This window comes from Streptomyces sp. NPDC028928 (assembly GCF_055564915.1).
The window spans coordinates 78,682-100,048 of the sequence record NZ_JBVHVI010000005.1 but is presented as its reverse complement, the minus strand read 5'-3'; the positions used below and the strand labels follow the sequence as shown (position 1 = coordinate 100,048).

Annotated in this window: 18 protein-coding genes and 3 pseudogenes; 8 read left to right on the top strand and 13 right to left on the bottom strand. The window is 69.0% G+C overall.

Going from position 1 to position 21,367, the window contains the following annotated elements; all coding sequences use genetic code 11:
• Nucleotides 1–43: 43 nt before the first annotated feature.
• The 6 genes and pseudogenes from ACZ4U1_RS14035 to ACZ4U1_RS14010 all read right to left on the bottom strand — a co-directional run bounded on the left by ACZ4U1_RS14035 (nucleotide 44) and on the right by ACZ4U1_RS14010 (nucleotide 4,621).
• On the bottom strand, nucleotides 44–421 hold the full coding sequence (locus ACZ4U1_RS14035; protein ID WP_467903075.1) for an STAS domain-containing protein: 378 nt from the start codon (nucleotides 419–421) through the stop codon (nucleotides 44–46).
• A gap of 107 nt (nucleotides 422–528) precedes the next feature.
• A complete protein-coding gene (locus tag ACZ4U1_RS14030; protein WP_467903073.1) occupies nucleotides 529–1,044 on the bottom strand; it encodes a DUF6624 domain-containing protein in 516 nt (171 codons plus the stop codon).
• A gap of 319 nt (nucleotides 1,045–1,363) precedes the next feature.
• The gene (locus tag ACZ4U1_RS14025; protein ID WP_467903072.1) at nucleotides 1,364–1,852 is read right to left on the bottom strand and encodes a hypothetical protein; all 489 of its coding nucleotides are present in this window, start codon (nucleotides 1,850–1,852) and stop codon (nucleotides 1,364–1,366) included.
• A 126-nt stretch (nucleotides 1,853–1,978) separates the two neighbouring features.
• Nucleotides 1,979–2,305 (bottom strand): annotated as a pseudogene (locus ACZ4U1_RS14020) (FAD-dependent oxidoreductase); the annotation flags it as partial.
• A gap of 252 nt (nucleotides 2,306–2,557) precedes the next feature.
• Nucleotides 2,558–3,817 carry an MFS transporter gene (locus ACZ4U1_RS14015; RefSeq protein ID WP_467903070.1) on the bottom strand — a complete coding sequence of 420 codons (1,260 nt, stop codon included), beginning with the start codon at nucleotides 3,815–3,817 and terminating at the stop codon, nucleotides 2,558–2,560.
• 45 nt (nucleotides 3,818–3,862) lie between these two features.
• Nucleotides 3,863–4,621: a GntR family transcriptional regulator gene (locus tag ACZ4U1_RS14010; RefSeq protein WP_467903068.1), complete on the bottom strand. Its 759-nt coding sequence runs from the start codon at nucleotides 4,619–4,621 to the stop codon at nucleotides 3,863–3,865.
• 281 nt (nucleotides 4,622–4,902) lie between these two features.
• Here ACZ4U1_RS14010 and ACZ4U1_RS14005 point away from each other — a divergent pair, with 281 nt between their 5' ends.
• Nucleotides 4,903–6,924 carry an alpha/beta fold hydrolase gene (locus ACZ4U1_RS14005; protein WP_467903067.1) on the top strand — a complete coding sequence of 674 codons (2,022 nt, stop codon included), beginning with the start codon at nucleotides 4,903–4,905 and terminating at the stop codon, nucleotides 6,922–6,924.
• A 749-nt stretch (nucleotides 6,925–7,673) separates the two neighbouring features.
• Here ACZ4U1_RS14005 and ACZ4U1_RS14000 read toward each other — a convergent pair.
• On the bottom strand, nucleotides 7,674–8,147 hold the full coding sequence (locus tag ACZ4U1_RS14000) for a hypothetical protein (RefSeq protein WP_467903066.1): 474 nt from the start codon (nucleotides 8,145–8,147) through the stop codon (nucleotides 7,674–7,676).
• A gap of 220 nt (nucleotides 8,148–8,367) precedes the next feature.
• Here ACZ4U1_RS14000 and ACZ4U1_RS13995 point away from each other — a divergent pair, with 220 nt between their 5' ends.
• The 3 genes from ACZ4U1_RS13995 (at nucleotide 8,368) to ACZ4U1_RS13985 (ending at nucleotide 10,885) form a co-directional block, all read left to right on the top strand.
• Nucleotides 8,368–8,946: a hypothetical protein gene (locus tag ACZ4U1_RS13995; protein WP_467903065.1), complete on the top strand. Its 579-nt coding sequence runs from the start codon at nucleotides 8,368–8,370 to the stop codon at nucleotides 8,944–8,946.
• Nucleotides 8,943–9,770, top strand: a complete 828-nt coding sequence (locus tag ACZ4U1_RS13990; RefSeq protein ID WP_467903063.1) for a DUF5995 family protein — start codon at nucleotides 8,943–8,945, stop codon at nucleotides 9,768–9,770. The genes ACZ4U1_RS13995 and ACZ4U1_RS13990 overlap by 4 nt, the downstream gene beginning before the upstream one ends.
• 566 nt (nucleotides 9,771–10,336) lie before the next feature.
• Nucleotides 10,337–10,885 carry a hypothetical protein gene (locus ACZ4U1_RS13985; protein ID WP_467903062.1) on the top strand — a complete coding sequence of 183 codons (549 nt, stop codon included), beginning with the start codon at nucleotides 10,337–10,339 and terminating at the stop codon, nucleotides 10,883–10,885.
• 185 nt (nucleotides 10,886–11,070) lie between these two features.
• Here the strand turns inward: ACZ4U1_RS13985 and ACZ4U1_RS13980 are convergent.
• Together ACZ4U1_RS13980 and ACZ4U1_RS13975 are read right to left on the bottom strand one after the other, a co-directional pair.
• Nucleotides 11,071–11,605: pseudogene (locus tag ACZ4U1_RS13980) on the bottom strand (GNAT family N-acetyltransferase).
• A 127-nt stretch (nucleotides 11,606–11,732) separates the two neighbouring features.
• Entirely contained in the window at nucleotides 11,733–12,398 is a 666-nt protein-coding gene (locus ACZ4U1_RS13975) for a TetR/AcrR family transcriptional regulator (RefSeq protein WP_467903061.1), read from the bottom strand.
• Nucleotides 12,399–12,591: 193 nt separating this feature from the next.
• On the opposite strand from ACZ4U1_RS13975, the gene ACZ4U1_RS13970 reads away from it, so the two are divergent.
• The 3 genes from ACZ4U1_RS13970 (at nucleotide 12,592) to ACZ4U1_RS13960 (ending at nucleotide 16,925) form a co-directional block, all read left to right on the top strand.
• Nucleotides 12,592–13,914, top strand: coding sequence for a UDP-glucose dehydrogenase family protein (locus ACZ4U1_RS13970; RefSeq protein WP_467903059.1), 1,323 nt, complete (start codon nucleotides 12,592–12,594; stop codon nucleotides 13,912–13,914).
• Between the two features lie 91 nt (nucleotides 13,915–14,005).
• The gene (locus ACZ4U1_RS13965) at nucleotides 14,006–15,214 is read left to right on the top strand and encodes a glycosyltransferase (protein WP_467903058.1); all 1,209 of its coding nucleotides are present in this window, start codon (nucleotides 14,006–14,008) and stop codon (nucleotides 15,212–15,214) included.
• 94 nt (nucleotides 15,215–15,308) lie between these two features.
• Nucleotides 15,309–16,925: an MDR family MFS transporter gene (locus tag ACZ4U1_RS13960; RefSeq protein ID WP_467903057.1), complete on the top strand. Its 1,617-nt coding sequence runs from the start codon at nucleotides 15,309–15,311 to the stop codon at nucleotides 16,923–16,925.
• Between the two features lie 5 nt (nucleotides 16,926–16,930).
• On the opposite strand, the gene ACZ4U1_RS13955 is transcribed toward ACZ4U1_RS13960, so the two are convergent.
• Both ACZ4U1_RS13955 and ACZ4U1_RS13950 read right to left on the bottom strand, forming a co-directional pair.
• Complete coding sequence (locus ACZ4U1_RS13955) at nucleotides 16,931–17,977, bottom strand: nuclear transport factor 2 family protein (protein ID WP_467903055.1); 1,047 nt, start codon at nucleotides 17,975–17,977, stop codon at nucleotides 16,931–16,933.
• A 158-nt stretch (nucleotides 17,978–18,135) separates the two neighbouring features.
• Complete coding sequence (locus ACZ4U1_RS13950) at nucleotides 18,136–18,936, bottom strand: alpha/beta fold hydrolase (RefSeq protein WP_467903053.1); 801 nt, start codon at nucleotides 18,934–18,936, stop codon at nucleotides 18,136–18,138.
• A gap of 292 nt (nucleotides 18,937–19,228) precedes the next feature.
• On the opposite strand from ACZ4U1_RS13950, the gene ACZ4U1_RS13945 reads away from it, so the two are divergent.
• Entirely contained in the window at nucleotides 19,229–20,176 is a 948-nt protein-coding gene (locus tag ACZ4U1_RS13945) for a GlxA family transcriptional regulator (protein WP_467903051.1), read from the top strand.
• Between the two features lie 79 nt (nucleotides 20,177–20,255).
• Here ACZ4U1_RS13945 and ACZ4U1_RS13940 read toward each other — a convergent pair whose 3' ends face one another.
• On the bottom strand, nucleotides 20,256–20,588 hold the full coding sequence (locus ACZ4U1_RS13940; protein WP_467903049.1) for an antibiotic biosynthesis monooxygenase family protein: 333 nt from the start codon (nucleotides 20,586–20,588) through the stop codon (nucleotides 20,256–20,258).
• Between the two features lie 279 nt (nucleotides 20,589–20,867).
• Nucleotides 20,868–21,278 (bottom strand): annotated as a pseudogene (locus ACZ4U1_RS13935) ((R)-mandelonitrile lyase).
• Nucleotides 21,279–21,367: the final 89 nt, after the last annotated feature.

Sequence of the window (21,367 nt, the reverse complement as noted above, 5' to 3'; positions counted from 1 at the left end):
GTGCGACTCACGCCGCGTGGCGCCCCGCTCGAAGCCTGATGGCCTACTGGGGGACGAGCCCGGCTTCCCCTCGACCGTCAAGGTCCGTTTGGGCCGCCGCTACGGTGTCATAGACCGGTAGAACCAGGTCCGCGCCCGTGATCTCCAGGATCCGCCGCAGCGGCGGCGGCACACACGCCAGTACCAGCTGGGCATCGCCCAGGCTGGCGTGCCGACCAGCCCTGAGCAGGACGCTCAGCCCCGCGGAGTCGCAGAACGGCACACCGGCCAGGTCCAGCACGACGAAGCGGCCACTCCCGGCGAGGACTCCTTTGATCCGCTCCCACAAGTCCGGACCGGTCAGGTAGTTCATCTCGCCGCTGATCCTGGCCACCACGCCACGGCCCGCGATGGTCGTCTCGACTGAGGGCTCAGCTGCCACGATGCTTCCCTCTCACCAACAGAGACCTGACGGACTCCCCCAAGCCTACCGACTGCGGTCTGCCGGGAAGGTGCTGGGCACAGCCACTCGGTGAGGACTGCGACGAGTCAGTGACGCTGTGGAATTCGGAACTTGGCAACGTACTCGTCAAAGGGCTCGATGCCGACTTCCGCACGGAGTTCGTCCACGCGCTCGGGCTCTTCACACGGCCACGGAACCGGTGACCCGTCCTTCACGCCGGCGATCTGAGTGCCGTAGACCTGCTTGCGGCCCTCATTGACCAGCGTGCGGTCGCGCAGGAAGGCCAGCTCGCGCGGGCTGGCCGAGCCCGCCGACACCGCCTGCTCCATCAGCTGGAGGGCACGCCGCTGGACGTCGAGCTGCCGGTCGGCATGCTGGGCAATCAGCCAGGCCGCGCGGGCGGCTTCCTCGCCGACCAGGTCCGCAGTCGGCCAGCCGTACTCATCCATGATCTCGCCGAGCCGGTCGCCGTGCCGTGCGGTCAGCCGCCGCCACGCCAACTGCTCGGCGGGGTCATCGCTGTTGGCGCGGACTGAGGACTGGTGATCTACCACGGCCATCTCCGTGAGTTCCACCGCCAGCGCGGCAACGTCGTGCGTCACTCTCGACTCCCTGGTCACATCGGTGCGTTGTGCTCGTCCTCCGCAACCCTAAAGGCATATAACAGGCGTAAAGATCATTCCGGAGGACGGTGACAGGCACCCCGCCGCACCCGGATAATGGATCTGAAGGCGCGCTTGAAGACCGACTTCTCCGAAGCCGACGGGCCACCCGCCACGGCTCCCGCGGCGCCAGGGATTGACCGCTGATACTTCGGCTCGGGGATGGTGCGCCCAGAGTGATCAGCACCTCCCCGCCATCTGGTGGCGCAGCCGGGACCGGTCACACCAAGCGCGGCTACGGCCCTGTAGTGGCCGTTGGTCAGTGTCGTTCGGACCGAGCGCGTTGCTCCCGTGCGTACGCGTCCCAATCGGCCGGTGGATACGTCGCCTGCGGAGCGGCGAGGGCCACGTCGATCTCGATCGCGATGTCCTCGTCGAAGAAGCCGAGGTCTCGAATCAGCTCCATCGCTCGTACGGTGGCTTCACCGAGCGGACGAGACATGCGGTCCGCACCGGACGGGAAAGCCACCGGCTTCATCCGTGCCACGTCGAGCGCGTGGTCGGCTCGCTGGTCCATGCCGAGGACGGAATAGCCGGCAGCCAGGGCAACCCCCTTGAGTGCCTTGGACATGGCTGCGGACAGGTCCCTGATCCCGGACAGCGTCTGCATGGGGCTGCCGGCGGTGCTGTCTCCGTACGGTGTCGGCCCGTACTGCTGTTCCAGTCGTTCCTGTTCACCTTTCAGCAGGGAGTGTGCCTCTTCCAGCACACGGCCGACACGCGCCAGCTCGGTCAGGTCATGGGACATCTCGTTTCCTTCCTGCCAACTGGTCCGACTCTACGAGTGATTACGGCACGCGTGGAGGCGGTCACGCATAGTTGACCTGATGCAGTGGTGGACAGCAGGCCGTATGGAGCTGAAGAGGCTCATGGTTCAGTCCGGTTGGAAGAACGCGAGCATTTTCCGGCCGGCGTCCGGCGACATCAGGATTTCCTGGATGCGCGCGGACTGCCGACCGGCCGCGCTGGTGCGTTCGAACATCTCGCGTTCGTATTCCCTGACGGCGGCGGGAAAGTCGTCCGGGTGCGCGGCCAGCGCGAGGCCGAGCAGGGCGCCGTCGAGCAGCGCCATGTTGGCGCCCTGTCCCACCGGCGGCATCGGGTGCGCGGCATCGCCGAGCAGCGTGATGTCTGGCGTCGACGGCCAGGTCAGGCCGACCGGGAGCGTGCTGATCGGCCGCGGCAGGACCGTGTCGTCCCTGCTGCGCTTGGGCGATCCGCCAGCGCCGACGGCCGCGACTGGCCTTGCCGGCCAGAGTGGGCCTGGGGGGCCGGAGCAAGAGCGTGAGGCGCGGCCCGCGAAGGGTCCGGCCCGAGAAGATGGCTTCCCTCCTGCCCGACGTGCTGGCAACCGACTGTGCGCCCTGAGGGGGCCGTCGGTCGACAGGCTGGTGGGTCTCTGCGGCAAAGCTGTGCCTCGGCGGCAGCCTCACGTGTCGGCCGCGTGAGAGCTTCAGCCCACCAGCTCGGGTACCTGTCCCGTAGGCAATGTGCGCATGGTTCGGAGCGGCGACAGGAAGTTCGGCAGGATGCTCAACGTCATGCCGGCTGCACCGATCCACAAGGTGGCCGCTGCTCCGAACGCAGAGCCCAAGACACCGCCCAGGACTCCTCCCAGGGGAATGCCGCCCCAGGATACGAATCGAGCTGTGGCGCTCATCCTGCCGAGGAGCCGATCCGGTGTGAGGGCCTGCTGCAAGCTTGATTGAGCCACCACCCGGACGACTCCCCCCAGAGAGAGCGACGCGAGTCCGATCGCGGCCACACAAACGGTCCACCCCGGTCGGGCCAACGGCATCAGGACGGTCCATGGACAGGTGAGCAGGGGCGCGAGCCAGATGACCGGACCGTGCCCGACACGCTTGGAGGCGCTGGCTGCCAAGAGCGCGCCCAGCAAGGCACCGCAGCCCATTCCCGCCAGTACAAAGCCAACGCCGAAGGAATCGAGCCCCAACTCCCGCTCCAGAAAGACCAGCAACATGGTCTGGTAAATGACCAGGGAAAGATTGAATATCAAATCTGCCAGCATCATCGCCCGTAGAACAGGTCGCTGCAGAACATACCGCAACCCCTCTTTGATCTCTCGGCCCAACTGAGGGCGCTCACTCGACTCACGCTTCTCTTCGCGTCTGCCGATAGTGATCGCGAGCAGTCCTGACAGCGCCATCCCTGCCGAACTCACCAGAAGCGTTGCGGGAGCCCCGACAAGGCCGACCATCGGCCCTGCCACCGACGGCCCGCTGATACTGGTCACCGAACGTACCGCCGAAAGCTTCGAGTTCGCTTCGACAAGATTGCCGCGCCCCACCAGGTGGGGCAGATAGCTGACGTAAGCGACATCGAAGAAGACGGTCAGGACTCCATGAACCAAGGCGACTGCGTAGAGCCACCAGATCGTGAGCAGACCGGCCCACCACGCGACCGGTACCGTCAACAGGACCAGTGAGCGCGCAACGTCGGTGCTGATCATCACCGATCGCTTCCGCATACGGTCAACCCACGCGCCGGCCGGTAACCCCACCAGGAGCGATCCCGCCGTGGTCATCGCGGTCAGCAACCCGACCTGGAAGTTGTCGGCGCGCAAGGCCACGATCGCCACCAGCGGCAAGGCGAGAAAGAGGATGCGATCACCCAGCTGACCGAGGGCGGTGGCGGCAAACAGGCGTCCGAAGTCGGGATCACGCAAAAGCCCGAGTCGAGAGGGTGTCGACATACGATCTCCTCTTGTCCTTTCCATGCGGCAGTACTGGATCCGGCGCTATGGGACCTCGGCTGCGAACTCGTACACCACGGCCCGGCGCGCGTCAGGAATGACAATGTCGGCAGTTTCCACCGGACGTCCGTCCGAGTCGTAGATGGTCCGCTCGATCTGCAGCACGAGGTCCCCGACACTGATTCCCAACAGGTTCGCCTGCGTCTGGGTGGCCCGAGCCGGGCGCGGCACCTCGACCACGGTGTCGATGACCACGCCGATGGAACGCATGCGCTCCACCACCCCCTTCCCCGCCAAAGGGCCCAACTCGGGCAGCACGATGGGCGTTCCGTCGGTGATGGCCATCGGTTCCCAGGACTCGGAGAGCTGGACAGGCTGACCGTCGGCGAGGAATTCGTAGTGGGTGTTGACGCAGAGGTCTCCGGGGCGGATGGCGAGCCGCTCGGCGATCGCCTCGGGAGCGGGGACACGCACCTGGCTGTGCGCATCCCAGGCGTCGGCCCTGCCCCGCTCCCTCATCCCGGCGCCGTACGGAGATCCACCCCGGCGTTCACGGTGCCGTGCGCGGACCAGCCGCAGGCGCTCGCGCGGCACGCGGACGTAGGTGCCCGAGCCGGCACGCCCTTCGAGAAGGCCGTCGATGATCAAACGGTCCATGGCCCTCTGCAGGACGTTGCGCCCGACACCGTACTCCTCGGCGAGCCGCGCCCGGGACGGCAGGCGCTCCCCGACATCCCACTCCCCCGCCTGAATCCGCGTGCGGAGCATGTCGGCTACTGCGAGGTACGGCGCTTCTCTGGGCACGGGCGACACTCCGGTTGTTCCACTGCGCAGCAGTCGGTGATCCCGGGCTGCGTTGGCAATGTACTGAACGCTCCGAAAGCTACTGGAGTAGAAATACGCTCGGCGCCCAGGTCGCGACGGTCGCCTACAGGTTCGTCGACCTCGGCTCCGGGGTGCACCGCGCCGCAGGCAGCGCCAAGACGTGGAGGCGGTGGTGGGGCAACGCAGTGCCGTGATCGACCGGATGCGCGCGCCCCTCGGCTCGTCCGACCGCTGGTCCCGGCAGGGGTGCGGCAGGCAGGATGATCGCCATGGTCTACGCCTCGGATGATCCCGCCGCGTTCCACGGCCTGCTGGCCGCGCACTCCCGTCTGTCCGACTTGGCTCTGGCACCCGATGGGACGCGTTTGGTCCTGTCCGTGTACTCGACCAACGCGGAGGGAACCGGGCACGTTTCGACGCTTTGGGAGGTTGACCCCTCGGGTCGGGACGAGAGCCGGCCCGTGGCTCGCTCTGTCGAGGGCGACTTCGACCCCGCGTTCGCTGCCGATGGGACGCTGTTGTTCCTCTCAGGCCGCCAGAACACCGACCCCGCCGGTGATGAGACCGACCGAAAAGGTACGTCGCTGTGGGCGTTGCCTGAGACGGGTGAGGCCAAGCAGACTGCCCACCACCCGGGTGGCATATCGGCTTTCACCGTCGCCGCCCATGCCGACGCGGTCGCTTACACCGCTGATCTCCTACCCGGCGCCGCGGACACCGAGACATACGCTGCCTCTCTCCGTGAGCGCGAAAACGCCGTGATCAACGCGGCCTTGTACGAGGAGACGGCGACCGGTGCGTGGAGTGGAGCCCTCGGACCTGACGAACCGCACACGTTCGTCCTGGGCTTCGACGGGCCTGCGGTGAACGCCGGCAGTCAAGGCCTGGCGGGCGAAGCAGACGTGGCACTTTCACCGGACGGATCGCTGGTGGCCTACACGCGGGCCGCGACCGGTCGTGCCCCGGACACGAATACGGTGGTGATCGCCGACGCGGCCACAGGTGTCCGGCGTCGCACCTTTTCGCGCCCTGGCCATCAGTACTACCGCCTGGCGTTCACGGCCGACGGCTCGACGCTGGTCTGCCAGCGCCAGCGGGAGGAGACGTACGACACCGAATGGCGCGTCACGCTGGTCGCGTTCGAGCTGGGCTCCGGCGAGGAGACCGACCTGCTACCGGAGTTCGACAACTGGCCGTGGCCGGGACGGGCGGTCCTCTCGCCGGTTCCCGGGGACACCACCGTGTGGTTCACCGGGGACGAGCGGGGGCACTGCCCGGTCTTCCGTCGTGACGCGGACGGCACCGTCACCCGCCTGACCGCCTCCGGCGCCTACACTTCGCTGTGCGTGACACCCGACGGGACCACTCTCTACGCGCTGCGCAGCGCGATCGACAGCCCGCCCCGAGTGGTCCGGCTGGATGCCGTCACACCTGATCAGCAACCCGCCTTTCTCAAGGCCCCCGGCGACCTCCACCAGCTTCCCGGCACTCTGACCGAGGTGCACACCACGGCTGACGACGGCTTTCCGTTGCGTGCCTGGCTCGTTCTGCCCGAAGGCGCCTCACCCGAACGCCCGTCACCTTTGCTGGTCGTCCCGCACGGAGGCCCACAGGCGTCCTGGAGTGCCTGGACGTGGTCGTGGAACCCCTGGCCGTTCGCGGCCCGAGGCTACGCGGTGCTGCTGCCGGACCCGGCCCTGTCCACCGGCTACGGGCAACGGATGCAAGTACGCGGCCGGGGGCAATACGGCCGTCAGCCCTACCGAGACGTCATCGCGCTGACGGACGCCGCGCTGGCGCGCGCCGACCTCGACGCGACCCGGACGGCCCTCGCCGGCTGGTCGTATGGTGGCTACCTGGCCAACAGGGCAGCGACCCTCACCGACCGCTTCAAGGCCATCGTCTCGGCCGCCGGGATGTGGAACCTGGAGGCGTTGCAGGCCGAGACCGACATGCACGCCTACTTCCGGAAGATCTTCGGCGACCCGCGGACGCAACGGGAGCGGTACGAGGCCGACTCGCCGCACCTCGACGCGGCGGGTGTGACGACCCCCGTGCTGATCGTGCACGGAGGTGAGGACTACCGCGTGCCGATGGGCCAGGCACTGAGCCTGCACCGCGATCTCCAACGGCTCGGCGTGCCGGTCAGGTTCCTGCACTTCCCGACCGAGGGCCACACCGTCGGAGCGCCGAACCACATCCGCCTCATGTACGAGACGGTGCTGAACTTCCTCGACCACCATGTCCTCGGACAGGAGTGGCGACGCCCCGCGATGCTCTGACCCGAGCGGGCGGCGATGGAGCTGGGCACGCCCGCGTCGGTCACCGCCCTCGTGGATGCGCCGTGAAGGCCGTCGCGGGCCACGGGCGAGGGCCGCCGGTACGGCTACCGCCCGCCCAGCCGGCCTTGTGGTGTCGCGCATGGGATCGATCCTTGATCAACGCCGTCCGCGAGCAGGCGGAGGCCGCCCGTCCCTTACCCTCCCTGCCGAACGGGACGTCCTGGCTCGCGTACGGGACGTAGCACTGGGCGTCGGAAAGGACTTCGTCCGCGTCTCCACACCGGAAGACGAACCCTACGGTCCACTCTTCGAAGACTGAGCCGCGGCATCGTGCCGGACGGCAGGAGCCGTTCAGCAGAAGGATCAGCCCACAGCCGGGTGGCGTCCAGGCGTCCGAGGCTCGAGGATCGCGGTGTGGCCATGGCAGAGCCGCGTGCCGTACCCGACTGCTGCAACCTGTGCGGTCTGCTCGCCGCCGCGCTGAAGATCGCCGAACCGCTGCACCTCGGCGGCGCCTGGCGGGCGTCAGCGGTCTCCTCAGGCACGTACTGGACCACCAGCGTGCTCGGCACCCGCAACGTCATCGGCACCTCGACCGCCAGCGTCGTCTTCCAGTCCGGCGTGGAGAACGCCGACGAACCTCTCGCCTGCGCCTTGGTGACACGAGCACAACATCGGCGGCAGGGTGAGCCTGTGCCGACTCGGTTCCCTCCGGGATGGTCCCACGGTCCCAGAAGGCGATCGCGGCATCACTGCTCATCGACGGGCGGCTGTCGGGCGAGGAACTCCTCGAACGCCGCCTTCTGCTTCGGATCCATGAAGCCCTGGCGGACATCGCGGGCCTGCTCTTGGAGCCAGTGCGCCTCGTCGGGGTCCAGGAGTTCGGCGACCACCACGCCTCCACGGGCGACCGCAGTGCGCCCTCCCACGCGACGACGAAAGAGCGTGAACGCGCCGAATTCCGCTGGGTGGGCCAGTTCGGGCTTTTCCGTTTCAGCCTGGTTCTCGTCCCTGGCGTCACTCGTCGGGTAGGCGGTGGGGGCCCAATGCTCCCAGAGCGCCAGAGTGGCCGCGGGCACCAGCACGGCCCGCTCGGCCTCTTCACGCCCCTCCCACAGGAACGTGACAGTGACGGGCTCGCCGACCGCCTCGGCCAGCCCGAGCACCCTCTCCATCTCATCGTTGATCAGGTAACCCGCCACTACATCTATCTGAATTCCCATGGTGCCTGAGGCTACTGGCCGCAATGCAGCCCGTCGTCGGCGAGCCCGTGCAGGGGGAAACTGCTGGCACCCCAAGCCCGACCCCGCCGCGTGCGCCACCTGGGTTGGATCTCTGCGCCATCCGGCTCTACCGCCTGTGGCGGCCGTCGCATCGGTGGTCTCGTTGCGGATGATGCTGCCCGATACGGCAAAGGGTCCCCGGGAATGACAGGGGAGATAGTTGACTACTGAAGCACCCAGTCATGTCTACTACTTCAGCGTAGGGGCAGGCACCTGGCAAGGTAAATTCACTTTCCGCATCACCTCATGGACGCGTTTCAGGAAAGATCGTGACCTCGGCCTGAAGAACCAGCTTCTCGTCATCGCGATGCAAATGACCCAAAAACTCACTGGTGCGTCCCGATTGGACTCGAAGATCGTAGCGAAACCGTCTTCGGGCGCCTTCGGCGAGGCTGACAATGTTGTTCGGCTTTCCAAGTTCGGTGTCACTCTGTACCTGCTGCAAGAGCGCTACGTCCTGGACCCCGACGGCAGCACGGTAACCGTGCACGCGGAGGAGAGGTTCGGTCCGGTTCCGAAAATCCTGTCGCGGACATTCACTTATCCTGCGGAGATCCGCGACGCAGGCATGGCGTCCACTTACCACATGCCGCTGCTGGGAACCGCTTGGACGGCGAACTACCGGGTAGGACCCGACCGGCGAACTCTTTCGGGAGAGCTGGTCTGCGATTGGGCAAGAGCGACGGAGCGCGCCAGCCGGGTGGGCGTGCACGACGACGAACCACGGCGTCCCTCATGACAACACAGGCCACTGGTGCTGCGGAGAAGGTCTGGGGCGTTGCCGGCGAGCTCGCGGAACGGCTCAGGCAATACGAAGAGGCGCAGGACCCTCGTGCGGTGTTCGCCTACACCTACTACCGGCTCACCAGCACCCTGGCCGCTGGTTTGCGCGCGGATACGCCTTCATTCAAAGAGCCACATTGGGTCGCTGACCTGTCCGTCTCACTCGCATCGGGCTATTTCAGGGCGATGGACGCCATCGACGCCTGGCTGGATACACGACCTCACCGGAATAGGAGGGTCGACCCGGATGACCTTCCAGATTCCGTTCCGCCGCCGTGGCGTGACGTTTATGCCGCATCGGCCGTACCGCATTCCTACGTTCTGGAGGACGCGCTCTTCTCGATGATGGCACACATGTCCTACGACCTGCCCCTTGCCCTTCAGTCCCTGGATGCCCACTGGGGCAACCACCAGCGCATCGGCGACTTCCATCGCATGAATGACGTGTTGGGCTCCTGTATCGACGGGATTCAGGACGAGCTGGCCGCCCGATACTGCCACAGTCTGAGTTCCCTGGACCGGCTGTTCGCGCGCAATGACGAGCTCTTCACGAATTACGGCATCCGGGTCGCACGGGGCCTTGCCTGGTTCAACTGCGACAGGCTCCTGGACCCCGGGTCGGCTGAGCGGGCGATGGAATCCATCAGCCGGTCCACACGCGCGTTCATCACGGAGATCCGCTCCCCTGACGACTGGAGACTCCGCTTCGTCTACCGACTGATGCGCCTGCTGATCCCTGCACGCCGGCAATGGCCGGCACCGGGCACACCGATCGACTGAGCGACTGGCCGCCGAGCAGGACCCCTGGGGGCGAGCGCCAGGTGCGGGGAGGCTGTCGTGCTGGCTGAGATCGACGCGGCGGACTGGAGCGCGATACCGGGTCCTCTCGTCGAGAACTCCGCTCCACCCAGCAGTCCGCCTGGACCCGGTCCGTCACCGGCGACGGCCAGGCATTCACCTTCCACAGCACCAACGCCCACGGCGGAAGCGTTTTCGGCGTCCTGAGCGCCTACCGCGGCACCGCATCGCCTACGACCGCGTGATCACCCCGGGGCCGACTGGGCCATCTACCAGACCGGGGACATGTATCCCCGGGGCGGCCCGTTGGTCCTACGCCGCACGGATCCGGGTCATGGCCTCCCCGAACTCCGGCGCGTCACCCGCCCGGCCCGGGGTAATGATGGCCAGGGGCCGTCCTCGGCGGCGTGGATCGTCGCGGCCGGCCCGCCACGGGAACGCCCGAGGGCATGATCGCCCACCCCGCTGGCGGAGGGGCCCGTCGTCTCGGCTCCGCGCCCCGGGGTTGCGCCAAGTCGGCTCGCACACCGGAGAGTTGGAGGTAAGGGATGTTCAAGCGGTGGCGGTGGCGTCGACGCGGCCGGTTGAAGACGATCAGCTTCTCGTTCTTCGGGCAGGGTGCGAGTCTGGAATTCAGCCAAAGCGAGCGCGAGCGAGCAAGGTCGATCCTGCTCCGTCTGGAAGACCACCGGGTGCTCCACGCGCCCTATGAAATCGAAGAGGAAGACGGGACCTGGGGCTCAATCGAGGCGCTGCGTACCTATCTGAGCGAGCAGGTCGAGCAGTGTGAGTCCGCTGAGCTGCGGGACCAGGTGCGCGCGATGCGCGCCGCTGTGCGGCAGTGGCTGACCGATGCGGAGTCGGCACGCAGACTCGCCGCGAGAGTTGTCTCGAACCCCGAGCATCGGGATCGGACCCAATGGGTGTTGACGGTTCAGGCGTTGGGTGTGCTGCGCGGCAGGGTTGGCATCGCCATCGCCGACATCGGCCGGAAGTTCGACATCCCCATCGACGGTGACCTCGCCCATGTCACGCCGCCCGACCTGGATGCTTCGGAGCGAGGAGCAAGACTGTCGCCGTTGTACTTCGAGGACTAGGTAGGCCGGATCCGCAGCCGGGGGGCGAAGCGACCCGGACTTTGGGGCGCCGCGTGTGAGGCACCCGGTGGTGGCGGCCCGGCAAGGGTCTTCGCGTCATGGCGGACGGCCTCGGCCTGGGCGTGGCGCCTGGCGGTTCGCTTGGCGGTCGGGTGGACAGGGCGCACGGCCCATGCGGGACGGCATCACCGGCCTGGCCCTGGGCCGTCCGTGTCGGCTCCGCGGCCCGTACTTGGGCGTCGGGCGGCAGCCCAGCCCGTCGAGTGCGGCTTCCAGTCGCGGGCGAGGAGCCCGAGCAGCACCTCGTCCAGGAACTCGCCCATCAGCCAGGCCGAGGAGCGCAGCACGCCCTCGCGGACGAAGCCGTTGCGCTCGGCGGAGCGCAGCATCGCGGCGTTGTCCGCCAGCGTCTCGATCTGCGCCCGCTGCAGGCCGCGCACGACGAACCCGTAGTGGCACAGCACCGCGACCACGTCGGTGCCGTAGCCCTTGCCGCGGGCGGACGGCAGCAGCCCCGGCCCGAGGTGCGCTGAGCGGTTGTGGTTGTCGATGCCCCCGCTGGCCGCGGCGGCAGCGGCGGCGGCGGCCGAGCGTGATCGGCCGCCATGGTCCGGCTTCGGCTCGCGAGGAGTTGACCACGTCGTCGTAGAGCTCGGCCCGCAGGGTCGGGATGTCGTCCTCGTGCCGGGCCCTGAGCCCGACCTTGCCGCCCCTGAGCATGCGAGCTTCCTATCCGAGCGTGCTGGCCGGCGGCAAATCAATAAGCAGCACTCCAGTTGGGCACGCAGGGGGTTCTCCAGGATCTGGGGCATCGGCGAACCTGGGAGGTCGCCTCACGTGTTCCGGATCAGTGGTCGTCCGTGTCGCACTGCCCCTTCCCGGCTTCGGGCTTCTTCTCGTCGTCCTGCGGCGTGGGGCCCAGCAGGACCTCGATCCCCGCGCGCAGGTACCGCTCCAGCGCGGCGTCCGGAGCCGAGAGCAGGGCCGGGGGGCGGATCTCCGTACGCATCAGGCTGGTGCCGAGCATCCAGGCCGCCAGGAGTTCCGCTCGCAGGTCGGCGTCGGGGCCGCCGAGGCGAGAGGCCAGGCGCTTGGTGAACACCTCCGTGAAATCCGCCCGCAGTCGGGCAACCGCCTCGTCCCTGCCGGAGGATCGCAGCACCGACAGCACCGGATGCGGGAAGTCGCCGTCCTTCGGTGCCCCCAGGAGCAGTGCGCAGAACCAGTCGGGGATCGTCTCGACCGGCTCCTCCAGCAGCGGCTCGAATATCTTGCCGGTGCCCGTCACGTCGTTGAACAGCGCTTCCTTCGAGCCGAAGTAGCGGTAGACGAGGGCGGCGTCCACGCCCACGTCGCCCGCGATGTCGCGCACGCTGGTGCCCTCGTAGCCGTACTTGCCGAAGCGGAACGCCGCGGCGGCCCTGAGCGCGGTGCGCGTGCGCGAGGCCGAGCGCCTGTGGGCAGGCCGGCACGCCGCCACCTTCGACGCCTCGCCGTCGTGTACTCCCGTCACGTCACCGCACCTTTCGTCGTCTGCTGACATCCCGCCGCCCGCCCCATGTTCCAGTCTGGAGCAGCTGTCTCAAAGTCACCGACCGTTGTCATCAATCGTTGACTTGTGTTCGCGCCGCGTGCCATACCTGAGACCGGTCAACGATTGATGACTTGACAACTCGGGCCCCACCGACCGGAAATGGTGATCTTCTGTGCCTGCTCGACATGTCGCCGTGATCGGAACCGGCTACGTCGGACTGACCACCGGTGCCTGCCTGGCCTCTCTGGGACACTCCGTGGTGTGCGCCGACGCCGACCCGCACAAGGTCGAGCGGCTGCGCGAGGCCCGGGTCGACATCCTGGAGCCCGGTCTGCCGGAGACCGTACGGGACACCCTGGAGGCGGACCGGCTGGAGTTCACCGGCGACACCGCGGCCGCCGTCACCGAGGCCGACGTGGTGTTCCTGTGCCTGCCCACGCCCATGGGAGCGGGCGGGGCGGCCGATCTCGCCGCCGTGGAGGCCGTCGCCGGGCAGATCCGCGAGGTGTTGCGGCCCGGCTGTGTCGTCGTCAACAAGTCGACCGTGCCGGTCGGCACTTGCGTGCGCGTCGCCGCACTGCTCGGCCGGGCCGACGTGACCGTGGTGAGCAACCCCGAGTTCCTGCGCGAGGGCCGCGCCGTCCACGACTTCCTGCACCCCGACCGCATCGTGATCGGCGCCGCCGACCGCGACGCCGCCCGCCGAGTGGCCGAACTGTACTCGGCACTGGACGCTCCTCTGGTGCTCACCGACCCGGCGAGCGCCGAACTGACCAAGTACGCCGCGAACTTCTTCCTCGCGATGAAGCTGTCGTTCGCCAACAACCTCGCCACCCTCTGCGAAAGCCTCGGAGCCGACATCGCCGATGTCACCGAGGGCATCGGGCGCGATCCGCGCATCGGCTCGGCGTTCCTGCGGCCCGGGCCGGGCTGGGGCGGCTCCTGCCTCCCCAAGGACACCCATGCCCTGCTGACCGTGTGCGACCAGTCCGGCGTCGACTTCCCGCTGCTGCGCGCCACCATCGAGACCAACGTCACCCACCAGCGCCAGCTCGTCGAACGCGTCGCCGCCGCGTGCGGACGCGGTGCGGACGGCTCGCTGCACGGCGTACGACTCGCCCTGTACGGCCTGACCTTCAAGGCCGGCACCTCCGACCTGCGCGACTCGCCCGCGCTCGCCGTCGCCCGGCTGCTGCGGGACCGGGGCGCCGTACTCACCGCGTACGACCCGGCGTTGTGCGCGGAGCGGCCCGACCTGAGCGATCTGGTCGAACTCGCCGACGACCCGGTGCGGGCCGCGGAGGGGGCCGCGGCCTGCGTGGTCCTCACCGAGTGGCCGGAACTGCGCGACCTCGACTGGGCCGCGATCGCCGCGCGCATGACCGGCCACCAGGTCTACGACTTCCGCAACCTGCTGGACGCCGACCTGCTCGCGCGGGCCGGGCTGACCCTGCACGGCATCGGCCGCTCGAGCACACCGGCGCGGGTGGGGTGACGGCTCAGCGTCTCTCCTGCCTGTGCGCTCTCTCGCCGCACCGACTCCCCTCGCTCCGCCACACCAACTGTCCACGAGAAAGGCCCAGTTCATGCGAGTTCTCTGCACCACACTCGGCAGTCCGTCCCACGGGCGTGCTCAGCTTCCTCTGCTGCGCGCCCTCGCCGAGGCCGGGCATCAGGTGCTGGTGGTCACCACCGACGCCCTCGCCCCCGTTTTCAAGGACGACGACGTGACGGTGAACGCCGCCTTACCGCGGTTCGACCCGCTCGCCATGATCGGCCCGTACGCCGCCGAACTCCCGGACACCATCGACCTGACCGAACCGGCGCCGGCGCTGTCCCGGTTGCTGATGCGGGCCTTGGCCGGGCCGGGTGTCAAGCCGCACCTGGACCTCCTCCTCCCCCTCGCCCGGGACTTCCGCCCCGATCTGATCCTGCGGGACGGCATGGACATGGGCGCGGTGCTCACCGCCGAACTCCTGGGTGTGCCGCAGCTGCCGACGCCCTCCGGGTTCAGCAACATCCTGGACCCCTCCGAGGTGCTGCCGCTGCTCAACGAGCGGCGTCAGGAACTTGGGCTGCCCGAGCGGGACGATCCGCTGTCCGTCGTACCGAACGGCCGCGTCGACTACGTACCGCCCGCCTTCTCCTTCTCCCGGCACCTGCCGCCGACGTGGTCCTACCGGCAGACGGTGGACGTCGAGCGGCACGGGGTGCTGCCCCGGTGGGCGGCCGAACTCCCCACGGACCGGCCCCTGGTGTACGCCGCGATCGGCACCGCCCTGCCGACGATGCACGAGCACACGGCGGGCCGGACCACGCCGTTGCAGGTGAAGATGCCGGACACCACCGAAAGCCTGCGCGCGATCGTGGGGGCGGCGGCCGAGCTGAGCGACTGCACCGTGGTCGTGTCGACGTCCGGGATTGACCTGGACACCGAGGGGCTGCCCGGGCACGTACACGTCACCGACCGCGTGCCGCAGCCGCTGCTGCTGGAGTCGGTGGACCTGTTCGTCACCCACGGCGGGTTCAACAGCATCCGCGAGGCCCTGCGCACCGGCACGCCGCTGGCGGTCCTGCCGCACTTCGGTGATCAGCACGCCAACGCGGAGCGCGTGGAGGAGCTGGGTCTGGGCCTCCGCATCACCGACCGCAGCGCGGCAGGCATAGCCGACGTGTGCCGCAGGCTGCTCGCCGATCCCGCGCCCCGGGCGCGGGCCCGGTCGGCCCGGCTGGAGATGCTGACGCTGCCGGACGTCGAGCAGGCGGTCGGCGACCTGGGCGGCATCGCCGGGTAGCTCGTCGGCGCCGGCGCACGGGGGGTCGTACCCGCAAGGCGGACGCGGCCCCCGACACACCCCTCCCCCCAGGACCCCACCTCTAGGACGACATGTGACCTTCTCCGACACCCGGCACCAGGGTGCCGCCGGGGACGCGCCCGTGCGGCTCACCCACCGGCAGATCACCACGGTCATGTCCGGTCTGGTCCTCGGTATGTTCCTGGGGGCGCTGGACCAGACGGTGGTGGCGTCCGCGCTGCGGACCATCGCCGACGACCTGCACGGGCTGACGGCCCAGGCGTGGGTGACCACCGCCTACCTCATCACCGCCACCATCGCGACACCGTTGTACGGCAAACTCTCCGACATCCACGGCCGCCGGCCCGTCTACCTCGCCGCGATCGGCCTGTTCACGGCCGGCTCACTGCTGTGCGGATGCGCCACCTCGATCTACGAACTCGCGGCGTTCCGCGCCGTGCAGGGGCTCGGCGGCGGCGGGCTGATGTCGTTGGCCATGACGATCGTCGCCGACATCACCACCCCGCGCGAACGAGGCCGCTACCAGGGCTACTTCATGGCTGTGTTCGGCGGCGCCAGCATCGTCGGCCCGCTGGCGGGCGGAGCCCTCGCGGACCGGGGCACGCTGCTGGGCATCGACGGCTGGCGCTGGATCTTCCTGATCAACGTGCCCCTCGCCGCTGTGGCCGCCGTGGCGATCGTACGCGTCCTGCGCTTCCCGCACCGGCGGGTCCGGCACCGGCTCGACCACCCCGGAGCACTCGCCCTGGCGGTGGGGATCGTGCCGCTGCTGACCGTCGCCGAGCAGGGCCGCACCTGGGGGTGGGGCTCACCCCGGGCGCTGCTGATGTACGCCGTCGGCGTGCTGGGGCTCGTCGTCTTCGTCGTGGTGGAGCGGCGGAGGGGTGACGCCGCGCTGCTGCCGCCGCGGCTGTTCCGCATCCGCGCCTTCCGGCTGGGCGTCGCTCTGCACTTCGTCGTCGGGATCGGCATGTTCGGCGCGATGACGACACTGCCGTTGTACCTCCAGATCGTCCGCGGCATGAGCCCGATGACGGCGGGGCTCGCCACCCTTCCCACAGTCGCCGCGAACCTCGCCGTGACGCTGCTGGTGGGCCGGCTGATCGCCCGAACCGGCCGGTTCAAGGTCCATCTGGTCGCCGGCATCGGCTCGTTCACCGCCGCGATGCTCGTCTTCGCCACCCTGGGCGTGGACAGCCCGCTGTGGTACGCGGCTCTCGGCATGGCCCTGATGGGCGCGGGGCTCGGCGCGTCGATGCAGACGCTCACCACGCTCGCGCAGTCCGAGGTGCCCCGTACGGAGATGGGTGCGGCGACCGCGTCGGTCAACTTCTTCCGCTCCAACGGCGGCACGGTCGGCACCGCCGCCTTCCTCTCCATCCTGTTCTCCACGGCGGCCGGCCGGATAGCCGACCGGCTGGCCGAGGCCCGCCACGACCCCGCCTACCGCCAGCTGCTGGCGCGGCCCGACAACTCCCACGCCCTCACGGGTGTCCTGCGCCCCGGCGGCGGTGTCGACCTGGAGGACTCGGCCTTCCTGCACGCCCTCGACCGGGGCGCGGCGCTGCCGTTCCTGGAGGGATACGTCACCTCGATGCGCGTCGTCTTCCTCACCGGTGCCGCGGTGGCCCTGGTCGCGTTCGTGATCGCGGCCTGGCGGGTCCCGGACCTGACGCTCTCCGACGAGTAGCCCGGTCAGCCGAAGAACGGGTCGTCCACGACGTGCACCCAGCCGCCGTCCGGCCGGCGTCGAAGGATCTCGGTGGTGGTGGAGATCACCGGTTCGGGACCGACCCCGGTGAGGGTGGCGGTGTGGGACACCAAGGCGACGTCGTCCACCTGGCGTATGTCGCGCAGTTCCAGCTTGAGGCGGGCGCCGCTGTCGATCATCTGCCGCAGTGCCCCGCGGATGGCGTCCGTGCCCACCAGGTGGGTTCCGGGGGTGGGGACGAAGTGGGCGTTCGGCTCGTAGAGCGACACCAGACCCTCGATGTCACCGGCCTCCAGGTACTCCATGAACAAGGTCCCCACCTGCTGAGGCGTCTCGGCTCGGCGCCGGGCGGTGGCGCCGACCGGCCTGTCGCCCCAGCCGGCCGCGGCGAGCAGGTCGTACCAGCCGGGACGGGCGCCGTAAGGCAGGTGGCTGCGCAGCAGCTCGCCCGGGAAGGTCAGCGGGGACGCCTTGTGCGGCTTGGTCTTGGCCTGGGTGATGATGGCGTCGCTGAGCGCGTAGGCCAGGTCCTGACGCGGGAGCAGGGCGTGCACATGGTCGGCGAGGCCTCGCGGAAGGCTTTCACGCCGGACTCCGAGGATGTCGGTGGCGATGCCCGCCTGGGCCAGCGCCACCTCCGGGCCCTTGCGCGAGGCGATGCCGTCCGAGGTGTGCAGGACGATGGCGTCCCAGGCGATGGCGATACGCCGTTCCTCGACACCGTGCTCGCGCAGGAATGCCGCTGCGGTGTCGGCGCCGTCGACTTCGAAGCGCTGGTCGCCGTTGCCCTCCTCGCTCAGTCCGATGTCGTGCAGGACGCACGCGACGAACAGCAGCTCGTCGTCGTAGTCGGTACCGGCGCGCAGCTCCTGGTTCCGGGCATGGGCGCGGGCGAAGAGGTAGGAGCGCACACCGTGGTGGAGAACGAAGGCGGGCGTGGCCTGTGCCGTGTAAGCGTATGTGTCCCGGGTGAGGCCCGTGTCGGGGAGGTCGAGCTGCTCGAAGAGGGGCAGGTGGGCGTCGGTGGTCACGATGTGTCTCTCTCGTCGGGTGCCCCGGTCGGGGGCAGATCGATCGATTCGGTGCGGTGGCCGGGCGGCCCGCTGCGGCGTGCCGGGTGTTGCGGTCGCACGGCGCATGGAGCGACGGCCGCTCACCCCACGGGGGATGTGCGGCTGGAGTGCTGCGCTTACAGCTGGGCGACGAACGCGCCGATGTGCGCGGCCACTTGGTCGGGCACCTCAAGGGGCGCGAGGTGGCCGGTGTCCTTCAGGACCGTCAGCGAGGCGGTCGGGATCAGGGACAGCAGGTGCTCGGCGAGCACGGCCGGCGGGTCGACCTTGTCGTGGCTGCCCGCGAGAACCAGCACGGGCACCTCGATGGCTGAGACACCGGCCGACACGTCCTGGACCAGTCCTTGGCGCGGCCACGCGAGACGCGCCTGGGGGCCGCCGCGCAGACTGTCCTCGACCACCTGCCGGCGCAGTTCGGGAGTCAGCCCGCCGTGGGTCAGCATCAGGTCGATGCTCCGCAGAACCGCCTCCTCGCTGTCGTAGGCCTGCGCAACCGTCTCCTGCACCTGCTCGGTCACCCCGACCGGCGCGGGTGGCGCGGGCGCCACGAGGACGACTCCCCTGAGGCCCTCGGGCTTGCGTGCGGCCAGCATCTGGGCCACCTTGCCGCCCATGGAGTGCCCGACGAGCACGTAGCGGGAGTATCCGAGCGCGTCGATGACCCGCTGTGCGTCCTGCGCGAGCTGCTCCAGGTCGTACGGTCCCGGCACGCTCGTGGAGTCGCCCCATCCGCGCTGGTCGTAGGCCACGAAACCCTGCCCCGGGTCCAGGCGTTGCAGCACCGGGATCCAGGTGCGCCGTGAGCCTCCCCAATAGTGCAGGAAGACCAGCGCCGGGCCGTCGCCTTCCCGGACATGGGCGTACACCTGGCCGCCCTGCACGTCGAAGAACCGGCCCACCACATGCTGCGAAGTCACTGTCCGTTCTCCTCGTCCTCGGCCGGGGGTCTCGGACCGCTCCGCCGGTGTGGGGAGCTGGTCGCCCCGCGCTCGCTTTTCGATCCTTCTCCGGAACCTCCCTTCCAGGCCACGGCTGATCTGCCAGCATGCGTATTTTTGGGGCCAAGGTGGTGGGGATGAACCGTCACTTTCCGGCTGCGCGAAGCGCAGGCTGAGCAGGGTAGTTGGCCCGCCCACTCGCACTGGGGCCTGGGCAGGGCGGCCCGCTGGCCCTCCGTGTGAAATGGGCACCGGCCGTAACATTGCGGCCATGAACAGACACCGCGTCATGGTTCTGGCGGTGGACGGCGTGCTGCCCATGGACCTGGGGATCCCCACGCAGATCTTCAACGCCCGTCCGAACACCCCGTACGAACTCACCGTGTGCGGGGACACCGAGGAGACCGTGACCACCAGCGCCGGGTTCACCCTCGGACTGACCGCGGGGCTCGAAGCGCTCGCCGAAGCGGACACGATCGTCGTCCCGGGCTTCGAGGACTTCCGGCGCCCTCCGCACCCACGGGTGAGGGCCGCACTCAAGCTCGCCGGCCGCGCCGGGATCCGCATCGCCTCCATCTGCACCGGCGCCTTCGCCGTCGCCTCGGCCGGACTGCTCGACGGCCGCACCGTCACCACCCATTGGGCCAGCGCGGACGCCCTCGAAGAGCTCTACCCCCGGCTGCGCGTCGACCGGAACGTCCTCTACATCGACAACGACACCGTCCTGACCTCCGCGGGCGTCACGGCAGGCATCGACCTGTGTCTGCACATGGTCCGCAAGGACCTCGGCGCGGCCATCGCGAACGACATCGCCAGGGAGATCGTCGCCGCCCCGCACCGCGACGGCGGACAGGCCCAATACATCACGCGGAGCCTCCCCGACCCACGGGCCACCACGCTCGCCGACACCCGCGAGTGGGCCCTGCGCAGACTCGACGAAAACCTCACCATCCCCGAACTCGCCGACCACGCCGGCGTCTCCGCACGCACCCTGACCCGCCTGTGGCGCCAGGAAACCGGCGTCAGCCCCCACCAATGGCTCCTGACCGCCCGCATCAACCGTGCGCGTGAACTCCTGGAGACCACCGAACTCCAGGTGGAGCAGATCGCCACTCGGTGCGGCCTCGGCAGCGGAGCCAACATGCGGGCCCGGTTCCGTGACACCGTCGGCATCACGCCCACGGCGTATCGCCGCGCCTTCCAGCACCGGACCGTCTGACGGCGCGGGGCAGGCGGGACGGTCACGGCCGTCCTGGACGCCATGCAGGTCTCTGCGCGGGCCGACCCGAGTGCGTCCTTCAGTCGCGGCTGAAGGCGTAGGCGCGCTCCACCCGCGCGATCTCCACGCTGTAGGAGGAGTACCAGCGTTCCCGTCCGAGCCGCTGTGCTTCGAGATGTTCGGGGTGGGCCTTCCATGCCGCTATCGACGCCTCGTCTGCGTAATAGATGACGACGAGGTCCCGGCCGTCCTCGTCGGTCAGCGACTCGCGACCGAGATAGCCGGGTTGCGCCTCACCGAGTTCGGCCATGCGCGCGCTCATCTCTGCGTAGCCTTCGAGATCCGCAGACGGCCTGGTGGTGATGATCACTGCGTAGTACGGCGGTTCGGGGCGGACGAACGAGGTGGACATGCGGGAAACCCTCCGCTGTAAGGAGCATATGCCGCCCAGGCTACTGACGTGATCCTTTGGTGGCCACCGCGTTGGACGGCTGCTGCGGAAAGCTGCCGACAAGAGCGCCACTTACCTGGAGGGACCGATGGCCGTCGCCTACCTGATGCTTGCCCGGCTACCGCGACTCGAACGGCGGTTGCGGGGTCTGGACGACCGCGTCGAAGCTCGACCATGCAGCCGACGCGGTCGCCGACCTGTTAGGGCGGCGGGGGGCCGGCGCTGGGCTCGGGGCAGGTGTCAGTCGGTGGCCGGGGCGGTGGCGTACTCCTCGTCGGTGACGGGGGTCAGCCAGTGCACGACGTCGTGGTCGGCATCGCTCTCGTTGATGGCCAGGTGGACCATCAGCCGGTTCGGCGCGGCGCCGTGCCAGTGCTCCTCGTCGGCCTCGAACAGCACCCGGTCGCCGGGCCGGATGACCTCGATCGGTCCGCCCCGGCGCCGGCACAGACCGATCCCCTCGGTGACGAAGACGGTCTGGCTGAGCGGGTGGCGGTGTCAGTGGGTGCGTGCGCCGGGCATGAAGTGCACCAGGTTGGCGGTGACACGGGAGGGTTCGGGCGCGGCGGCGACGGCGTCGATGTAGACGTCGCCGGTGAACCAGTCGGCGGGACCCTTGACGGTGTTGATCGAGCTTCGGGTGATCTGCAAGGTCGTTTCCTTCTTGGTGATCGTCATGGCTGGGCGGGCACGGCGTGCCGCTCGCTCCCGGGCTCGCGAGGGCGACGGCGTGCCCCGGA

Excerpts from the sequence above, each read along its gene's own strand:
- ACZ4U1_RS14025 (WP_467903072.1), bottom strand. The coding sequence starts at position 1,852 with ATGTCCCATGACCTGACCGAGCTGGCGCGTGTCGGCCGTGTGCTGGAA.
- ACZ4U1_RS14015 (WP_467903070.1), bottom strand. The coding sequence starts at position 3,817 with ATGTCGACACCCTCTCGACTCGGGCTTTTGCGTGATCCCGACTTCGGA.
- ACZ4U1_RS13990 (WP_467903063.1), top strand. The coding sequence starts at position 8,943 with ATGACAACACAGGCCACTGGTGCTGCGGAGAAGGTCTGGGGCGTTGCC.
- ACZ4U1_RS14005 (WP_467903067.1), top strand. The coding sequence starts at position 4,903 with ATGATCGCCATGGTCTACGCCTCGGATGATCCCGCCGCGTTCCACGGC.
- ACZ4U1_RS13945 (WP_467903051.1), top strand. The coding sequence starts at position 19,229 with ATGAACAGACACCGCGTCATGGTTCTGGCGGTGGACGGCGTGCTGCCC.
- ACZ4U1_RS14000 (WP_467903066.1), bottom strand. The coding sequence starts at position 8,147 with ATGGGAATTCAGATAGATGTAGTGGCGGGTTACCTGATCAACGATGAG.
- ACZ4U1_RS13985 (WP_467903062.1), top strand. The coding sequence starts at position 10,337 with ATGTTCAAGCGGTGGCGGTGGCGTCGACGCGGCCGGTTGAAGACGATC.
- ACZ4U1_RS13965 (WP_467903058.1), top strand. The coding sequence starts at position 14,006 with ATGCGAGTTCTCTGCACCACACTCGGCAGTCCGTCCCACGGGCGTGCT.
- ACZ4U1_RS13940 (WP_467903049.1), bottom strand. The coding sequence starts at position 20,588 with ATGTCCACCTCGTTCGTCCGCCCCGAACCGCCGTACTACGCAGTGATC.